This is a genomic window from Clostridium sp. DMHC 10 (genome assembly GCF_001270375.1).
In the GTDB taxonomy this organism is placed as follows: domain Bacteria; phylum Bacillota; class Clostridia; order Clostridiales; family Clostridiaceae; genus Clostridium_S; species Clostridium_S guangxiense.
In genome coordinates, this window is record NZ_LGVB01000015.1 from 680975 (window position 1) to 698035 (window position 17061).

The 17061-nt window shown below is 31.8% G+C and carries 14 protein-coding genes and 2 pseudogenes; 13 read left to right on the plus strand and 3 right to left on the minus strand.

All coding sequences use genetic code 11. The features are described 5' to 3' along the window. Nucleotides 1-98: 98 nt before the first annotated feature. The 5 genes and pseudogenes from ndk (at nt 99) to thrC (ending at nt 4349) form a co-directional block, all read left to right on the plus strand. A complete protein-coding gene (ndk, locus tag AGR56_RS05155; RefSeq protein WP_084757118.1) occupies nt 99-539 on the plus strand; it encodes a nucleoside-diphosphate kinase in 441 nt (146 codons plus the stop codon). A gap of 113 nt (nt 540-652) precedes the next feature. Then, entirely contained in the window at nt 653-1333 is a 681-nt protein-coding gene (locus AGR56_RS05160) for an MBL fold metallo-hydrolase (RefSeq protein WP_242851320.1), read from the plus strand. Then, nucleotides 1321-1476: a hypothetical protein gene (locus AGR56_RS21400; RefSeq protein ID WP_242851321.1), complete on the plus strand. Its 156-nt coding sequence runs from the start codon at nt 1321-1323 to the stop codon at nt 1474-1476. Before AGR56_RS05160 ends, AGR56_RS21400 begins: the two co-directional genes overlap by 13 nt. 73 nt (nt 1477-1549) lie before the next feature. Beyond that, on the plus strand, nt 1550-2839 hold the full coding sequence (locus AGR56_RS05165; RefSeq protein WP_053241386.1) for a homoserine dehydrogenase: 1290 nt from the start codon (nt 1550-1552) through the stop codon (nt 2837-2839). An 18-nt stretch (nt 2840-2857) separates the two neighbouring features. Continuing rightward, nucleotides 2858-4349: pseudogene (gene thrC / locus AGR56_RS05170) on the plus strand (threonine synthase). Nucleotides 4350-4554: 205 nt separating this feature from the next. Here thrC and AGR56_RS05175 read toward each other — a convergent pair. Both AGR56_RS05175 and larA read right to left on the minus strand, forming a co-directional pair. Next, nucleotides 4555-6033, minus strand: coding sequence for a nicotinate phosphoribosyltransferase (locus AGR56_RS05175; RefSeq protein ID WP_053241387.1), 1479 nt, complete (start codon nt 6031-6033; stop codon nt 4555-4557). 245 nt (nt 6034-6278) lie between these two features. After that, a complete protein-coding gene (larA, locus tag AGR56_RS05180; protein ID WP_198150081.1) occupies nt 6279-7586 on the minus strand; it encodes a nickel-dependent lactate racemase in 1308 nt (435 codons plus the stop codon). A gap of 295 nt (nt 7587-7881) precedes the next feature. Here larA and AGR56_RS22590 point away from each other — a divergent pair, with 295 nt between their 5' ends. From AGR56_RS22590 to AGR56_RS22600, 3 genes are read left to right on the plus strand one after another with little or no spacing between them, the layout of a single operon-like run. Next, nucleotides 7882-8673: a UvrD-helicase domain-containing protein gene (locus AGR56_RS22590; protein ID WP_278279575.1), complete on the plus strand. Its 792-nt coding sequence runs from the start codon at nt 7882-7884 to the stop codon at nt 8671-8673. A gap of 50 nt (nt 8674-8723) precedes the next feature. Further along, a complete protein-coding gene (locus AGR56_RS22595) occupies nt 8724-9467 on the plus strand; it encodes a 3'-5' exonuclease (protein WP_278279678.1) in 744 nt (247 codons plus the stop codon). A gap of 29 nt (nt 9468-9496) precedes the next feature. Then, nucleotides 9497-9880, plus strand: coding sequence for a 3'-5' exonuclease (locus tag AGR56_RS22600; RefSeq protein ID WP_278279576.1), 384 nt, complete (start codon nt 9497-9499; stop codon nt 9878-9880). Nucleotides 9881-10046: 166 nt separating this feature from the next. Here the strand turns inward: AGR56_RS22600 and AGR56_RS05190 are convergent, their stop codons facing one another. After that, the gene (locus AGR56_RS05190; protein WP_053241389.1) at nt 10047-10802 is read right to left on the minus strand and encodes a DeoR/GlpR family DNA-binding transcription regulator; all 756 of its coding nucleotides are present in this window, start codon (nt 10800-10802) and stop codon (nt 10047-10049) included. A gap of 404 nt (nt 10803-11206) precedes the next feature. On the opposite strand from AGR56_RS05190, the gene AGR56_RS05195 reads away from it, so the two are divergent. The 5 genes and pseudogenes from AGR56_RS05195 to iolD all read left to right on the plus strand — a co-directional run bounded on the left by AGR56_RS05195 (nt 11207) and on the right by iolD (nt 17042). Next, nucleotides 11207-12361, plus strand: a complete 1155-nt coding sequence (locus tag AGR56_RS05195) for an iron-containing alcohol dehydrogenase (protein ID WP_053241390.1) — start codon at nt 11207-11209, stop codon at nt 12359-12361. Between the two features lie 10 nt (nt 12362-12371). Next, a complete protein-coding gene (locus tag AGR56_RS05200; protein ID WP_053241391.1) occupies nt 12372-13217 on the plus strand; it encodes a class II fructose-bisphosphate aldolase in 846 nt (281 codons plus the stop codon). Between the two features lie 10 nt (nt 13218-13227). Continuing rightward, nucleotides 13228-14244 carry a 5-dehydro-2-deoxygluconokinase gene (iolC, locus tag AGR56_RS05205; protein ID WP_053241392.1) on the plus strand — a complete coding sequence of 339 codons (1017 nt, stop codon included), beginning with the start codon at nt 13228-13230 and terminating at the stop codon, nt 14242-14244. A gap of 19 nt (nt 14245-14263) precedes the next feature. Further along, the gene (locus tag AGR56_RS05210) at nt 14264-15064 is read left to right on the plus strand and encodes a 5-deoxy-glucuronate isomerase (protein WP_053241393.1); all 801 of its coding nucleotides are present in this window, start codon (nt 14264-14266) and stop codon (nt 15062-15064) included. 30 nt (nt 15065-15094) lie between these two features. Then, nucleotides 15095-17042 (plus strand): annotated as a pseudogene (gene iolD / locus AGR56_RS05215) (3D-(3,5/4)-trihydroxycyclohexane-1,2-dione acylhydrolase (decyclizing)). Nucleotides 17043-17061 lie beyond the last annotated feature (19 nt).

Sequence of the window (17061 nt, forward strand, 5' to 3'; positions counted from 1 at the left end):
TTAAATATGTGGATAGAATAACTAAAAAATAGTGTGAATTTTCATTTAAATTTTATAGTTGTATGCCTGGAAAAATATTTGAAAGGGTGTTTTTTATGATTGAGAGAACATTAGTTTTAATAAAACCAGATGGAATAAAGAGAAAAATAATGGGAGAAATAATAAGTTTTTATGAACAAAAGGATCTCAATATAGTTGAGTTAAAACTTGTTCAATGCAGTAGAAAAACAGCAGAAAAGCATTATGAGGAGCATAAGGGTAAATCTTATTTTGAGGAATTGATAAACTATATTACAAGCGGAAAATTATGTGCAATGATTATAGAAGGAGAAGAAGCAATAAACATAGTTAGAAAAATTAATGGGAATAAGGACCCTAATCTAGCTGAATTGGGAAGTATAAGAGGAAAATATGCCGATGATAGAACAAAAAATCTAGTACATGCTTCGGATAATTTTAAGAATGCAGAAAGAGAAATAGCAATATGGTTTCCAGACATAGTAAGTAAAGTTGCTTTCGATGAGAAAAAATTCTATTAATATATAAATTTATTAAATACAGCTTTCAAATAAACTGCTTAAAAATTCAATGTACAATGAAGTTTGAATTTTAGGCAGTTTATCTTTATTAAAAATCAAGGGAAAGTGGTTATATGGGTAAATCTAAAGTTATTATGAAAACTAGAGATATATTTGAACTTAATAAAAGGAATCTTAAAGCTTATTTGAAAAAGCCAGTAAGGCCTAAATCTGAAAAAATAGTTACAAATTCAATTCAATGGGTTGGGCATGCAACTACCATAATAAACATGGAAGGCAAAATTATATTGACAGACCCTGTTACGAAACATTTAGGTTACATGAAAAGACTTGTAAAACCATCTGTGAATTTAAAAAATCTAAAAATAGATTACATTCTCATAACCCATGGACATATGGATCATCTTGATTATAGTGTTCTTGCAGGACTTGATAAGAATGCTACTGTTATAACTTCAAGAGGAGTTAAAAAGACACTAAAAATTATAGGATTTAAAAAAGTAAATGTGCTTAGTGAAAATGAAGCTTATAAGGATAGAAATATAGAGGTTGATGCTATAAAAGCTAATCATAATGGAAAAAGATATTATTTTTTTGGATACAAGGACAGTAATTCATACCTTATTAAAGGAAATAAAAAAAGTGTCTTATTTGCAGGAGATACTGCTTATACAACAGTATATAAGGATATAAAAGTGGATGCAGCAATTATGCCAGTAGGATGTTATAAACCAGATGAGTTTTTAAAGATGCATTGTTCACCTGAGCAGGCCTTTAAAAAATGTTTAAAATGATGAGAGCAAAGCAAATGATTCCAATACACTATAAAACATATATTTTAGCTCAAGATGATGATAATGAAACGTTAAAAAGACTTAATACTATCAATGATGGCTCAATAAAAATTGTAGATGTTGGGCAAACAATTGTATTTTGACACTAAACATGTTAATATATAATAAGTTATAAATAAACATTTATTACATGTATATTTAGGAGGCTTGGTTGACGTGAATAAAGTTAAAATAGGTATTTTGGGTTTAGGTAATGTAGGAACAGGTGTATGGAAGATATTAAATACAAATAAAGAGGAGATACGAAAAAGATCTGGATATGATATTGAAATTGAAAAAATTTTAGTAAGAGATGTTAATAAAGATAGAGGAATCGATGTTCCAAAGGAGCTTCTAACAGATAATCCAGATGATGTGTTAAAAGATAATTCTATTGAAATAGTAGTAGAACTTATGGGTGGAGTTGAGCCTGCGAAGGAATATATATTAGAAGCTATGAAAAATAAAAAACATGTGGTTACTGCAAATAAGATGCTTCTTGCAACGGAAGGTGATGAACTATTTGCAAAGGCAGAAAATGAGGGGGTAATGTTTTATTATGAAGCTAGTGTTGCAGGTGGTATACCGATAATACATGCTATAAATGAAAGTTTGACTGCCAATAAAATAGAACAGGTAATAGGAATAATAAATGGTACTACAAATTACATACTTACAAAAATGACATTTGAAAATATGACTTTTGAAGATGCCTTAAGAGAAGCGCAGGAGAAAGGTTTCGCTGAAGCTGATCCAACCTCTGATGTTGAAGGATATGATGCGATGTATAAGCTTGCTATACTAACTTCCTTGTCCTTTGGAACAAGAATTAATATAAAGGATATATATAGAGAGGGAATAACAAACATAAAACCAATAGATATAAAATATGCGAAGGATTTTGGGTATGTTATCAAACTTATAGCTATAGTAAAAGAAGTTTCTGGTAAGCTTGAAATGAGAGTTCATCCAGCAATGCTTCCAGAAAGGCATCCACTTGCAAGTGTAAATGATTCATTTAATGCTATATTTATAAGAGGAAATGCAGTTGGAGATATGATGCTCTATGGAAGGGGCGCAGGAGACCTTCCAACAGGAAGCGCAGTAGTATCTGATATAATATCAATATTAAGAGGAAATACAGATGTAGAGGCTATAAGTGCGGTTAAAAACAATTACTGGAATATAAAGCCTAGTCCGATGGCAAACACTAAAAGTGAATACTATATAAGGATTTCGGTCATGGATTTACCGGGAGTTCTTGGTGAAATTTCAACAATCTTTGGAGAAGAAGATGTAAGCATACTTTCAGTGATGCAAAAAGGTAAACGTGAAGAGTTTACATCTGTAGTGTATTTTACTCATACTACATTTGAAGGGAATATAAATAGAGCTATAGAGAAGATAAATGCTTCGGCTCATGTAAAATGTGTGGATAACATAATAAGAATAGAAAACATACAATAGATTTGGAGGAATTTTAATATGGAAGATATTTATTATAGTAGTACAAGAGGAAGTGAAACTAAAGTCTCTGCTTCAGAAGCAATTTTAAAGGGAATTTCAGAAGACGGTGGACTTTTTATACCAAATGAAATCCCTAAGCTTAAATGCACTATTGAAGAAATTTCAAAACTAGACTATAAAGAAACAGCATATACTGTAATGAGCAGCTTTTTGACAGATTTTGCTGAAGAAGAACTTAAAAACTGCATAGAAAAAGCATATGATGCTAAATTTGATACAGAAGAAATAGCACCTATAAAGAAGACTGATGATGCTTATTTTCTTGAATTGTATCATGGTCCTACGCTTGCTTTCAAGGATATGGCACTTTCAATACTTCCACATTTATTAAAAACTTCAGCGAGGAAGCACAATATTAAAGATAAAATAGTTATTTTGACAGCTACTTCTGGAGATACTGGAAAAGCAGCACTTGAAGGATTCGCAGACGTAGAGGATACTGAAATTATAGTGTTTTTTCCAGAAGATGGTGTAAGTGAAGTTCAAAGACTGCAAATGGTAACTCAAAAAGGTTCAAACACTCATGTTGTAGGTATTGAGGGGAATTTTGATGACGCTCAAAGTGGCGTTAAGAAAATTTTTACTGACAAGGAATTTGGAGACAAACTTAAGGAAAATGGTTATAGGTTTTCATCAGCTAATTCAATAAATATAGGCAGACTTGTTCCTCAAATTGTTTACTATTTTTATGCTTATGGAAGCTTATGCAAAAAGAAAGAGATAGAGTGTGGTGAAAAAGTAAATTTTGTTGTTCCAACAGGAAATTTCGGAAATATACTTGCTGCGTATTTTGCAAAGAACATGGGACTTCCTGTAAATAAGCTTATATGTGCTTCAAATGATAATAAAGTCCTCTTTGATTTCTTTAAAACAGGAGTTTATGATAGGGATAGAGAATTTGTAACTACAATATCACCATCTATGGATATACTTATATCAAGCAATCTCGAGAGACTTATATATCTTGTTAGCGGTAGAACTCCTAAGAAGGTATCTCAACTTATGAGTGAACTTTCGGTAAATGGAAAATATCAAATAACAAGTGAGATGAGTGATAAGCTTCAGGATTTTTATGGAGGATATGCTACAGAAGAAGAGACTAAAAGGGCAATATCAAAAATGTATAATGAGAATGATTATTTAATTGATACTCATACAGCAGTGGCATACAGTGTGTATGAAAAATATAAAGATGAGAAGAATGACAGTACAAAAACTGTAATAGCTTCAACAGCAAGCCCATATAAATTTACAAATGCAGTAATGGAAGCGGTAGATGATAAATATTTAAACTGCAATAGTTTTGAACTTATGAAAAAAAATGAGTGCTTTAATGAATTCAGATATACCAGCAGGAATACGTGGCATAGAAGAAAGAGAAATTCTCCACAAAAACACTTGTAAGAAAGATGAAATGAAAAATATAGTTGAAAAGTTTTTGAACTTATAAAAGTTTGGGGTTTATTTTTCTTAGTAAAACGGAGAAAAATTTTCCTTGATTATTGGGTAGGTTAAGGAATAGTATTGAAAGAACAGTTTAAATAAAATTCTATAAATCTTAGGGGTACGTTTTGAAAAGAATTAGAACTTTTAAAATGTACCCTCTAGATTTATTAATTTTATTTAATGTTCTGAAATATTATTTCTTAACCTTTTTACTCATTAAAGGTATCAGAGTAACCTTGAAGTAAATTGTGCTTTAAGTTCCAAAGCTTTGAAGATAAATCAACATAATAAGTATGAGGATTTTCAAGACGCAAAACTTCAGGCCAAAGCTTTTCTGTTTCTTTCTCTGCTATATCCCTTATTTCAAGTACATCAGGATTTTCATATTTTTGAACTCCAGCTTTAAATAATTGAACTCTTAAATCTTTTACATAATAGTTTGTAAGCTTCTTCTTTTTCCAGGTATAAACTGGATCAAATATTACAAGAGGCTTGCCTTCATCTATTACTTCATCATCTAAAGCTATTAAGTCACCTACAGCTTTATCTGTTTTTTTGTCAAAAATTCTGTATATCTTTTTAAAGCCGGGAGTTGTTATTTTAGCTTCATTTTCACTTATTTTAATTTTGGGAATTATTTTACCATTGCTTTCAACAGCAACGAGCTTATATACACCACCAAAAACTGGTTCTGATTTTGCTGTTATAAGTCTTTCACCAACACCAAAGCTGTCAATGCAGGCACCTTGTGTAAGAACGTCTTCAATTATGTGCTCATCAAGGGAATTTGAAATTACAATCTTAGCATCTTCATAACCAGCATCATCAAGTGCTTTTCTACATAACTTTGTCAAATAAGTTATATCTCCACTATCTATTCTTATTCCAGCAGGTCTTATTCCCTGTGGTTTTAATATTTCATCAAAAACCTTTATAGCATTTGGAAGTCCAGACTTAAGCACATTATAAGTGTCAATTAAAAGTAGACAATTATTTGGGTAAACTTCAGCCCAAGCTTTAAAAGCTTCGTATTCAGTATCAAATAACTGTATCCAGCTGTGTGCCATTGTTCCTACAGCATTTATACCAAACATCTGCTCAGAAATTGTACATGCGGTTGAGCTGCAGCCACCTATTACAGCAGATCTTGCACCATATATTGCAGCATCATAACCTTGTGCTCTTCTAGAACCAAATTCCATAACAGGTCGTCCTTTAGCAGCACGGCATATTCTGTTTGCTTTTGTTGCAATTAAAGTTTGATGATTAATAGTTAACAGTACCATGGTTTCAACAAGTTGTGCCTGAATTGCAGGACCTTTTACAGTTACAATAGGTTCACCTGGAAAAACAGGATAGCCTTCTGGAACTGCCCATACATCACAGGAAAATTTGAAATCTGATAAATAAGTTAAAAATTCCTCTGAAAAATCACCCTTGCTTCTTAAATATTCTATATCATCATCAGTGAATTTTAAAGCTGACAGATACTCTACTAGCTGTTGAACGCCTGCCATTATGCAGTATCCACCGTTATCTGGGATTTGTCTAAAAAACATGTCGAAATAAGTTGTTTTGTTTCCAAGTTTTTTATCTAAGTATCCATTTCCCATAGTTAGTTCGTAAAAATCAACAAGCATAGTTAGATTACGTTCATTTCTTACATCAAAGTTCTTTCTATATTCCATAAAAAAATCTCCCATCATAAACTAAATAGGCTAATCATAGTTTATTTATTTTTAAACAAGCATGCCCTACATTTAATCATGCGAGCATGTTTATTATATATTTTAATACCATATCGTTATTATTACAATACTTTTGTATATACAAAGAATATTCTAAGGATATTGTAACCAAGCATTTAGCGAGTTATTGAAATATCTTAGAATTTTACGATTTTTCCACCTTAGATTTATAGAGTTTTTTAATGTTAGAAAGCATTGTTACTTCCCGTAATCTTAGGGAGAGTGTTAGCAGCCTGTGGCATAAGGGTGATTGTGGCATCTTTGCTGTTTGTTTTATAAGCTAGCTCTAAAGCTTCCTCTATGGTTTTAACAACGGTTATGTTTGTCCTTTTAAGTAAATCCGGATTTAAAGAAGATACTAAAATGACATTGAACTTATCTGCACTTTCGCAGAAATAGTAGCCAACGTATTTTGAAATGCTGTATTTATTTCTAAGATCCTTTTCCCTTTCCTCTGAGGTATCAAAGTTCAAAAGCATAGATTGCATTTCTTCGTCGCCGCCAAGACCTTCACTACATTCAGATAAAATTATGACTGTACCATTATCTTTGGTTGCTGTTCTAGCATTTATCATGGTTTTTATAGATTGATATAAATTAATGTCTTTTGGATATCCTCCAGCGGTGGCAATGGTAATATCGGCTTTTTTAGATATGTTAACACCGTCCTTATCATCTACCATCTGACGTCCTTTAGCATGTGCAGATATGTAATTCCCGGATACTGCACCAACAATATTACCATCCTTATCTACTACTACGTTAAACATAAAATCAGGTTTTACAAAGCTTGCAGCCTCAAGCATGTCTATATGTACAGGATTATTTTCTATGTTTCCAGAACGAACAGTTGGGTAAGTTCCGCCTCCAAAATCCTTGCTTAAGGACAAAGCGTGATTTGCCATTATTGTTTCATAAGAAGCTATCCCTGGAAGTATAGTTTTCTTACCGCCACTCCAGCCAACTAGAAAGTGATATATTATTCCCCCAGTTATAACGATATGATCACAATTTAATGCTATTTTATTTATTGAAACTGGTGTGCCATAGTTGGTTTTGCCTAAATAAACTAAGCTATCTTTGTCAAGGCAGTCATGATCAATTACCTTAAATCTTTTAGAAAGCTCTTTTCCTAAAAGTTTTTCATGTTCTTCAGCTGTTTGTCTTCTATGAGTTCCTGTAGCGGATAAAAAAGTTATATCCTTGTCTTGCACTCCACCAGCATTTATTTCGTCTACAAGGTGAGAAAGATACTTATCTGTTCTTTGCCATGCTCTTGTTACATCTGGTATGACTATACAAACAGTTTCCCCAGAATGTACTAATTCTTTTAATCTAGCACTATCTGTTGGGTGTTCTATTGCATCCTGTATAATTTGATCTTCTGATTTTGTAACTTCAAATTTATTGCTTTTTATTACTTGAATTACGTTTTTTTCATGTACCGGAATATCTATTTCTAAATTTCCGTATTTCATTTTTTTGTCCATAATAGCCCTCTTTTCATAAATGTTATAATTGTATTAAAGAAAAAACGAGTATAAAATTTAACTTATATATTTGTGAAGAGACTTAGCATGGATGAGTCTTTCAGAATATATAAGTTAATAATTAAACTGCTTTTCTTATATACAAATATAAAATAATTATTTAAATTTTACTACTGACGAGTAGTATGTCAATAGAAAATATAAAAAAATAAAAAACTATTAAAAAATAGCACATATGTTATCTAAAATGAAAAAAATGCACATAATTAATGTAGAATATATATTATAAGGAGAAATTATGAAATACAAATTAGATGATTCACAAAAGAATGCAGTTATTGCAAATGAAAAGAATATACTTGTTGTTGCAGCGCCTGGTTCTGGAAAGACGCTTGTTATAATAAATAGAACTGCATATTTGATAAAAAATAGAGGGATATCACCTAAAAATATCATTGTTATAACTTTTACTAAAGCCGCAGCTAAAAATATGAAAGAAAGGTATATTAAGATTTATGGAGAAAAGTATACACCTTTTTTTGGAACCTTTCATGGCTTGTTTTATAAAATATTGAAAAGATACAAGGGAAGCATAAAAATAATTGAGGAGTATGAAAAGTACAGACTTATTCGAGGTATTTTATTAAAGTATATGGACGAAATAAGTGATGATAAAATAAAAGAAGTTGTAAATGATATATCTTTGATGAAAAGCAGGCAGGAAGCTATAAACGATTTTAAATCCCATGTCGATTTAGAGGTTTTTAAGGAATGTGTTGAAGGCTATAATAGATATAAAGAAGAAAATGAACTTATGGATTTTGATGATTTACAGATAGAATGCATAAAATTATTTAAGGAAAATAAAAAGCTTCTTCAAGGTTATGGCAAGCTTTTTAAGCATATTTTAGTAGATGAATTTCAAGATGTAGATTCGCTTCAAATAGAACTTCTTAAAATGTTTAATGATACAAGTAACATATATGCAGTTGGTGATGAGGATCAGTGCATTTATTCCTTTAGAGGTTCAAAACCTGAATGTATGGTGGAGTTTCAAAATATATTTAATGGTGGACAAAGGAGTATTTAAATACTAATTACAGAAGTGTAAATAATATTATTGAAATATCAAAGAAACTTATAGGTAATAACATTATGAGAAACTCAAAAGATATAAATCCATTTAAGAGCTCTAATGGAAACATAACTGTTATTAATAGTAAAAATGAAAATGGTGAAGCGGAAAAAATAACCTTGGAAATACATAAGATAAAGGCGGCATCGGGGGGTAATTATTCTGACATCGCTGTGCTTTATAGAACTAATGTGGAAAGTAGAAGTTTAATTGATAGTTTTATAAGAAGAAATATTCCTTTTACATTTTTAGACAGAGAGTATAATTTTTTTCAACATTTTATATGTAAGGATTTAATCGCATATTTAAAACTCAGCATAGATGGATGTAACAGAGAAAGTTTTCTTAGGATAATAAATAAACCTTTTAGATATATTAGTAAACTTGCACTTGAAAAAATTAGAAGAGGGACTTATAAGGAAAATTGTTTCGATGCATTAAAGGACATAGATGATATTCCTGTTTTTCAACTGAACGCTATAGATAAGCTTAAAAAGGACATAGTTTCATTAAATAAGATGTCGCTTTTAAGTGCGGTGCAGTATATTATTTCGGACTTGGGATATGCCGATTATGTAAAAGAGTATTCAACAAAGTATGGAATTGATGTAAATGAGCTTAATGATATAATGGAGGAATTTAAAAGTTCTTGTGAAGGTTACAGTACTATAATCACTTTTTTAGTCCATGTTGATAAAGTAGCAGAGACGATGAAGAAGGTAGATTTTGTAGGGATGAAGATAGAGTAATTTTAAGTACTATACATGGCGTAAAAGGTATGGAATTTAAAAATGTATTTATAGTAAACTGCGTAGAGGACAACATCCCTCATAAAAACAGCATTCCAGATAATATAGAAGAGGAGAGACGGCTTTTTTATGTTGGAATTACAAGGGCAATAGATAATTTATGGCTTTGCATAACAAATGAAGTTAAGGGAAGTGTGAGAAAGCCATCAAGATTTATAGCAGAATGTAAACTTCAAGAAAACGGAGTAGAACTTGCCTTTAAAAAGGGAGATATCGTGGAGCATATGGCTTTTGGTAGAGGAAAGATAGTTAATATTACTGCTGAGGTTACGGAAATTCAGTTTGAAAATGCGGTGAGGAAGTTTGATACTACGGTGCTGGTTAATTGTGATTTGGTTAAAAAAGTATACTGATCATCAGTGTATAAATACATTCCTTTTTAAAGTAGGAGATTGAGCTTTTTTAAATTTTCCTACCTAAAAGAAAGCCATCGGCTTAGTTGAGGTTGTTAAACTAAGATGGACAACTTCAATAAGTTGATGGCTATTTATTTAACTTCATTAATTTGATAAAAATAGTTTATTCAGATATGATTAGGTTTATCATATTTTTTTTAATAAAGTCTACATATTCACTAGGTGGAGTTTTATCTGTTATTAAATAGTCTATATCGCTCAAATTACAATAGGTTATTAAAGAGCAAACATCGAATTTTGAATAATCAGCTAGTACAAATACCTTATTGCTTTTTTTTACAGCCATTTTTTTTATCTCTCCCTCAAGAGGAGAAGAATTTGTAATTCCATTAGTTGTTGATATACCTGTAGTGGCCATAAATGCTTTATTTATATTATAATTTTTGAGCAAATTTAGTGAATCTATTCCTGCAAAAGAATTGGTTTCTCTAACCAAGGTACCTCCAGTAGAGATTATATTTAAATTTTCATATTTAGTGGAGTTTGTGATGAAAATTAAATTGTTAGTTATTATAGTTAGATTGTTTTTATCCTTTAGAAAATCCACCATATTTACTGTGGTTGTGCCAGAGTCTATAAATATTATGTCTCCATCATTAACAAAATTTGAAGCTGCTTTAGCTATTAAGGTTTTAGAAAAACTATTCTTTATTTGTCTTTCATTAAAAGGTACTAGCGAATTGAAGTTAACAGATACTCCTCCATATACCTTTTTTATATTTCCTCTTTTGATTAACTCTTGAATATCTCTTCTTATAGTATTTTTAGAGACTTTAAAAATATCAGTTAGTTTATCAAGGGTCACAGTATCATTTTCTAAAACATACTCTTCTATTTGGTTCATTCTCGTTGATTTCATAGGCTTTCTCCTTTTGACAAAGTCTCATAAATATATTTATTGTGTAGAATAAATGTTTTTATGATGTAATTTGAAATTTTATTACTATTGAGTAAGTTCAAGTCTTTATACTATATATTATACATTAAAATTCATAAAAGTAAACAATTAATTGGTGGATTTAGTTACAATATAGCCAAAACATACTCATAAAGTTGCTAAGAATACAATAAAAATAAAAAAATATCAAAAAAATCGTGGGAATTATTGACAACGTAATGCCACAGTGGTAATATATAACCAAACGTAATTACAATATAACCAAAACATAATTATGAAATAATCAATACATAATTATAATATAACCATAATATAATTATAATATAACGATGCAGTGATAAATATAATGAGGAGAGGGTGAATAAATGAGTAATTTATTTTTGATGCCAAGGTATGCTTTCACAGGAGAAGGAGCTTTAAATACAGCAGGTGAAAAAATAAAATCACTTGGTAGTAAAGCTTTAATTATAACAGATGATGTTATGATGAAATTAGGAAGTGTGAACAATGTTACAAGCTTATTGGAAAAAGAAAATGTAGAGTTTTTTATTTATCATGAAGTAAATGGTGAACCTACTGATATTATGGTTAACAATGGAATTAAGAAATATAAAGAGGAAGATTGCGATTTCTTAATAGCATTAGGGGGAGGTAGTCCTATTGATACAGCAAAAGCTGTGGGAGCAATGATAACTAATTCTGGCAATATAAATGATTATCTAGGAAAAGTAATACAAAAAGAAACACCTCCACTGGTTGCTATACCAACAACAGCAGGAACAGGTTCAGAGGCAACTCAATTTACTATAATAACTGATACCAATAGAAATATAAAAATGCTTTTGAAAGGACCTTATTTGATTCCAACTGTTGCAGTCATAGATCCTATTTTTACAATTACATCTCCAAAAAGTGTTACTTCTGCAACAGGACTTGATGCATTAACTCATGCAATTGAGTCATATACATCAAAACTTGCACAACCTATGTCTGAAATGTTTTCAATTTCTGCCGTAAAAAAGATATTTAATAATTTGCTTGAAGCTTATAACAATGGAACTAATGTTAAAGCAAGAACAGAAATGTCCATAGCAGCACTTCAAGCTGGAATAGCATTTAATAACGCTTCAGTTACTATAGTACATGGCATGAGTAGACCAATAGGAGCTCTTTTTCATGTGCCACATGGCCTTTCTAATGCAATGCTTCTTACAGACTGCTTAAAGTTTGCGTTACCTGGTGCTCCTGATAAGTTTTGTGATCTTGCAAAAGCCGTTCAAATATATAAAGACGGAATGAGTGATATAGAGGCTGGTCAGGCATTTATAGATAAAGTGGGAAAGCTGTGCTTTGATTTACATGTACAAAGTTTAGAAGAGTTTGGAGTAGATAAAAATAGATTTTTCAATAGCTTAGACAAAATGGCAGAAGATGCACTAGCTAGTGGAAGCCCACAAAATACAAGAAGAGAAGTAAAGAAAGAAGATATAATATGCATATATAAAGGATTGTGGAATTGAGGCGAAGCTTATGTCATTAGAAAAATTAGAAAATTTACTAACTAAAGCAGATAAAAAAGGTTATGGAGTAGGAGCTTTTAGCATTGCAAATATGGAAATGGTAATGGGAGTTATAAAGGCGGCAGAAGAATTAAATGCACCTATTATACTTCAAATTGCAGAAGTAAGATTACCTTATTCTCCGCTTCAATTAATAGGACCTGTTATGATGAAAGCAGCAATCAATGCTAAAGTTCCTGTGGCAGTGCATTTGGATCATGGTATTAGTATGGAATGCATAATGGAGGCTCTTAAGTTAGGATTTACTTCTGTTATGATGGATGGATCAAAATATCCATTAGAGAAAAACATAAATTTGACAAAACAAGTTATAAAGGAAGCAAATAAATATGAGGCTTCTGTAGAAGCTGAAATAGGAAGGGTTGGTGGAAGTGAAGACGGCTCTGAAAAAATATCGGCCATGTATACTAATCCCCGTGAAGCGAAAAAATTCTTTGAAGAAACGGGCGTAAATGCACTGGCTGTAGGAATTGGAAATGCCCATGGAGTATACAAGGGTTCACCTAATTTAAATTTTGAAGTGCTTAAAGATGTAGATGAGAATGTAAACGTACCACTAGTACTCCATGGAGGATCAGGTATAAGTGCTGATGATTTTAGAAAATGTGTATCTTTGGGAATCAGAAAGATAAATATAGCAACTGCTACATTTATGTCTGTCGCTAGAAATGTAAAGGCGCTTTGTGAAAAATGTGACAGCGTTGATTATTTTAAATTGCATGAAGCTGAGATTAATGGCGCTTACCTAAATGCAAAGAAGCATATTGAAATATTTGGAACTGAAAATAAAGCGTAGGGGGATAAAAATGAAGTATATTGAATTTGATAATAATAGAAAATTTGATGTAATACCACTTGGAAGAGCAGCAATAGACTTTAATCCAGTAGATATAAATAAAACTTTGGCTGAAAGCACAACTTTCAAAAAGTATCTAGGAGGTTCGCCTGCAAACGTAGCAGTTGGACTTGCAAGATTAGGGAAAAAAGTAGGCTTTATAGGAAAGGTATCAAATGATAGATTTGGTGATTTTATAATTGATTACTTTAAAAAAGAAGGAATAGATACATCGCAAATTTGTAGAGCAAAAAATGGTGAATCCTTAGGACTTACATTTACAGAAATATTAAGTCCTATAGAGAGCAGTATTTTAATGTATAGAAATAGCATTGCAGATTTAAGTCTTAATGTAGATGAAATTGATGAAGAATATATAAAAAATGCAAAGGCTATTTCAATATCAGGAACAGCATTAGCACAAAGTCCATCTAGAGAGGCTGCCCTAAAAGCATTAGAATATGCTAAAAAGCATAATACAGTAGTTATTTTCGATATAGATTATAGAGAATATAATTGGCATAATAAAGATGAAATTGCAATTTATTATTCTATAGTTGGAAAAAGTAGTGATTTGGTAATAGGCTCAAGAGAAGAATTTGATCTTATGGAAGGACTAATTGCAAATGACAGCAGTGATGAAGAAACTGCTAAAAGATGGATTGGATATGGAAATAAAATTGTGGTTATAAAACATGGTAAAGATGGTTCAACGGCATATACAAGCGACGGAAAGAGTTACAATATAAAACCTTTCCCTGTAAAGCTTTTAAAATCCTTTGGTGGTGGAGATGCCTATGGTTCTGCATTTATATATGCACTTTTAGAAGGATGGGACATAATGGATGCACTTGAGTTTGGTAGTGCTTCTGCTGCAATGCTTGTTGCAAGCCACAGCTGTTCAGATGCAATGCCTACAGCTGATGAGATAAAGGAATTTATAATGACGGAAAAGGCTGAATATGGAGAAATGGTAGCAAGAGCTTAGAGTTAGGAGGAATTTATATATGAGTATGAGTAAATTTGGTGAGTTAGGTTCTTTAAAATATGGAGCTAATAAGATATGTAGCATAGATGGTTCATATAAAGAAATGCTTATGGATATTTCCGTAAACAAATTAAAAAAAGGTTCAAGTGAAGTTTATGAAGAAAGTGAAAAGGAAATAGCTGTGCTTCTTTTAACAGGGAAAATAGAAATAGAATGGTCACATAACAAGAAAGTTATGGAAAGGCATTCTGTATTTGATGAGGATCCATGGTGTCTTCATGTACCACATGGCACAAAAGTAACAGTAAAAGCTGAGGAAGAAAGTGAAATAGTATATCAGGCTGCAAAAAATGAAAGAGATTTTGAAGCAAAGTTTTATTCTCCAAATGACTGCCAAAGTGATGTTTTTGGAAAGGGAGTATGGAATGATACTGCAAGAAGGGTGGTAAGAACAGTATTTGACTATCACAACGCCCCTTATTCTAATATGGTAATGGGAGAAGTTATAACTTATCCTGGTAAATGGTCAAGTTATCCTCCACATTATCATCCACAACCAGAAGTTTATTACTATAAATTTAATAAACCTCAAGGACTAGGGTTATGCCTTACAGGAGATGATGCACATAAGATATCAGATAATAGTTTTGTTGCCATACATGGAGGAGATGTGCATCCTCAAACATCAGCACCAGGATATGCTATGTATTATTGCTGGATGATAAGGCACCTTAAAGATAATCCATGGACTGATAGGATAGATGTGGATGAGCATAAATGGCTATGGGATAAAGATGTGAAAATATGGCCTGAAAAATAACTGGTAAAGAAGAATAGGAGGGGATTTGAAATGGGCACAATTAGGCTTACTACAGCTCAAGCGCTAGTTAGATTTTTAAACAATCAATATATAAGATTTGATGGAAAAGAAGATAAATTTATAGAGGGAGTATTTGCAATATTTGGACATGGAAATGTGTTAGGACTTGGTCAAGCATTACAGCAGGATTCTGGAGAACTTAAGGTTCGTCAGGGAAAAAATGAACAAGGCATGGCTCAAGCGGCTGTGGCATTTGCAAAGCAGAACAAGAGGAAAAAGATATATGCCTGTACATCATCTGTAGGACCTGGGGCAGCAAATATGGTAACAGCTGCTGGAACTGCAACTGCTAATAATATACCGGTTTTATTACTTCCAGGAGATACTTTTGCGACAAGACAGCCAGATCCTGTACTTCAGCAGGTTGAACATATAAATAATGCGTCTGTTACCACAAATGATGCCTATAAAGCCGTATGTAAATATTGGGATAGAGTAACCAGACCTGAACAATTAATGAATGCTATGATAAATGCTATGAGAGTTCTTACAAGTGTAGATAATACAGGAGCAGTATGTATTGCTCTACCTCAAGACGTTCAGGGGGAAGCTTATGATTTCCCAGATTATTTCTTTAAAAAGAGGATACATGTAATTCCTAGAAGAAAAGCAGATGATGAGGAAATAGAAGATGCCATTAAATTGATAGTTTTAAAGAAAAAGCCGCTAATTATTTGTGGTGGTGGTGTAAAGTATTCAGAAGCTGGTGAAGAACTTAAAAAAATTTGCTTTAGAATTTAATATACCTATTGGAGAAACTCAAGCTGGAAAGAGTTCAATAGAAAGTGATTTTGAATTAAATCTTGGAGGTGTTGGCGTTACAGGAAATTTAGCAGCCAATCTTATAGCTGAAAGTGCAGATCTTATAATAGGCGTTGGAACTAGATTCACCGATTTTACATCAGGCTCGAAGGAATTATTTAGAAATAAAGATGTTGACTTTGTTACAGTAAATGCTTCTGTATTCCATGCTTATAAAATGGATGGGACAAAGGTAGTAGGAGATGCTAAGGCATGTCTTGAACAATTAGGAGCAGCTCTTAAAAAATTAGGATATAAGAGCTCATATACAAATGAAATAGCAGGAGCAAAAGAAAAATGGGCAAATGAAGTAAAGAGGTTATATAGCATTGAATATCCCAAAGCAGATTTTAAACCTGAAATAGCTGGGCAAAATGAAGGATTTTTGAAAGAATTTTATAAAATATATGGATCAGCACTTCCACAAACTACTGTTGTAGGACAAATTAATAAATTTCTAGAAGAAGAGCTTAATGGTGACTATATAGTTATTGGCGCAGCTGGAAGCCTTCCTGGAGATTTACAAAGATTGTGGAGATCAAGCAAGAAATATAGCTATCATATGGAATATGGTTATTCATGCATGGGGTATGAGATATCAGGTGCTTTGGGTGTAAAACTTGCAGAACCTAATAAAGAAGTATATGCCATGGTTGGTGATGGCAGTTATTTAATGCTGCACTCAGAACTTATAACTTCAATTCAAGAAAGAAAGAAAATAAATGTTCTTTTGTTTGATAATTGTGGCTTTGGATGCATAAATAATCTGCAAATGGCAAATGGAGTGGATAGTTTTGGAACAGAATTTAGATTTAGAAATGAAGAACAGAATAGACTAAATGCTGACTATGTTCCTATAGATTTTGCAAAATGTGCAGAGGGATATGGAGCTAAGACATATACAGTAAAGACTATTGATGAATTAAAAAATGCGTTGAAAGATGCTAAAAATCAGAGTGTATCTACCTTAATTGATATAAAGATTTTACCTAAGACTATGACAGATGGTTATAATGCTTGGTGGCATGTTGGTGTTGCTGAAGTTTCGAATAAAGAGTCTATACAAAATGCTTATATAAAAAGACAAAAATTTTTAAGCAATGCAAGAAAATACTAAATGAATTTGGTTAACATTT

What these genes read in the sequence shown, in the direction of transcription:
- AGR56_RS05160 (WP_242851320.1), top strand. Translation starts at nt 653, where the DNA reads ATGGGTAAATCTAAAGTTATTATGAAAACTAGAGATATATTTGAACTT.
- AGR56_RS21400 (WP_242851321.1), top strand. Translation starts at nt 1,321, where the DNA reads ATGTTTAAAATGATGAGAGCAAAGCAAATGATTCCAATACACTATAAA.
- AGR56_RS05175 (WP_053241387.1), bottom strand. Translation starts at nt 6,033, where the DNA reads ATGGAATATAGAAAGAACTTTGATGTAAGAAATGAACGTAATCTAACT.
- AGR56_RS22590 (WP_278279575.1), top strand. Translation starts at nt 7,882, where the DNA reads ATGAAATACAAATTAGATGATTCACAAAAGAATGCAGTTATTGCAAAT.
- AGR56_RS22600 (WP_278279576.1), top strand. Translation starts at nt 9,497, where the DNA reads ATGGAATTTAAAAATGTATTTATAGTAAACTGCGTAGAGGACAACATC.
- AGR56_RS05190 (WP_053241389.1), bottom strand. Translation starts at nt 10,802, where the DNA reads ATGAAATCAACGAGAATGAACCAAATAGAAGAGTATGTTTTAGAAAAT.
- AGR56_RS05195 (WP_053241390.1), top strand. Translation starts at nt 11,207, where the DNA reads ATGAGTAATTTATTTTTGATGCCAAGGTATGCTTTCACAGGAGAAGGA.
- AGR56_RS05200 (WP_053241391.1), top strand. Translation starts at nt 12,372, where the DNA reads ATGTCATTAGAAAAATTAGAAAATTTACTAACTAAAGCAGATAAAAAA.
- iolC (WP_053241392.1), top strand. Translation starts at nt 13,228, where the DNA reads ATGAAGTATATTGAATTTGATAATAATAGAAAATTTGATGTAATACCA.
- AGR56_RS05210 (WP_053241393.1), top strand. Translation starts at nt 14,264, where the DNA reads ATGAGTATGAGTAAATTTGGTGAGTTAGGTTCTTTAAAATATGGAGCT.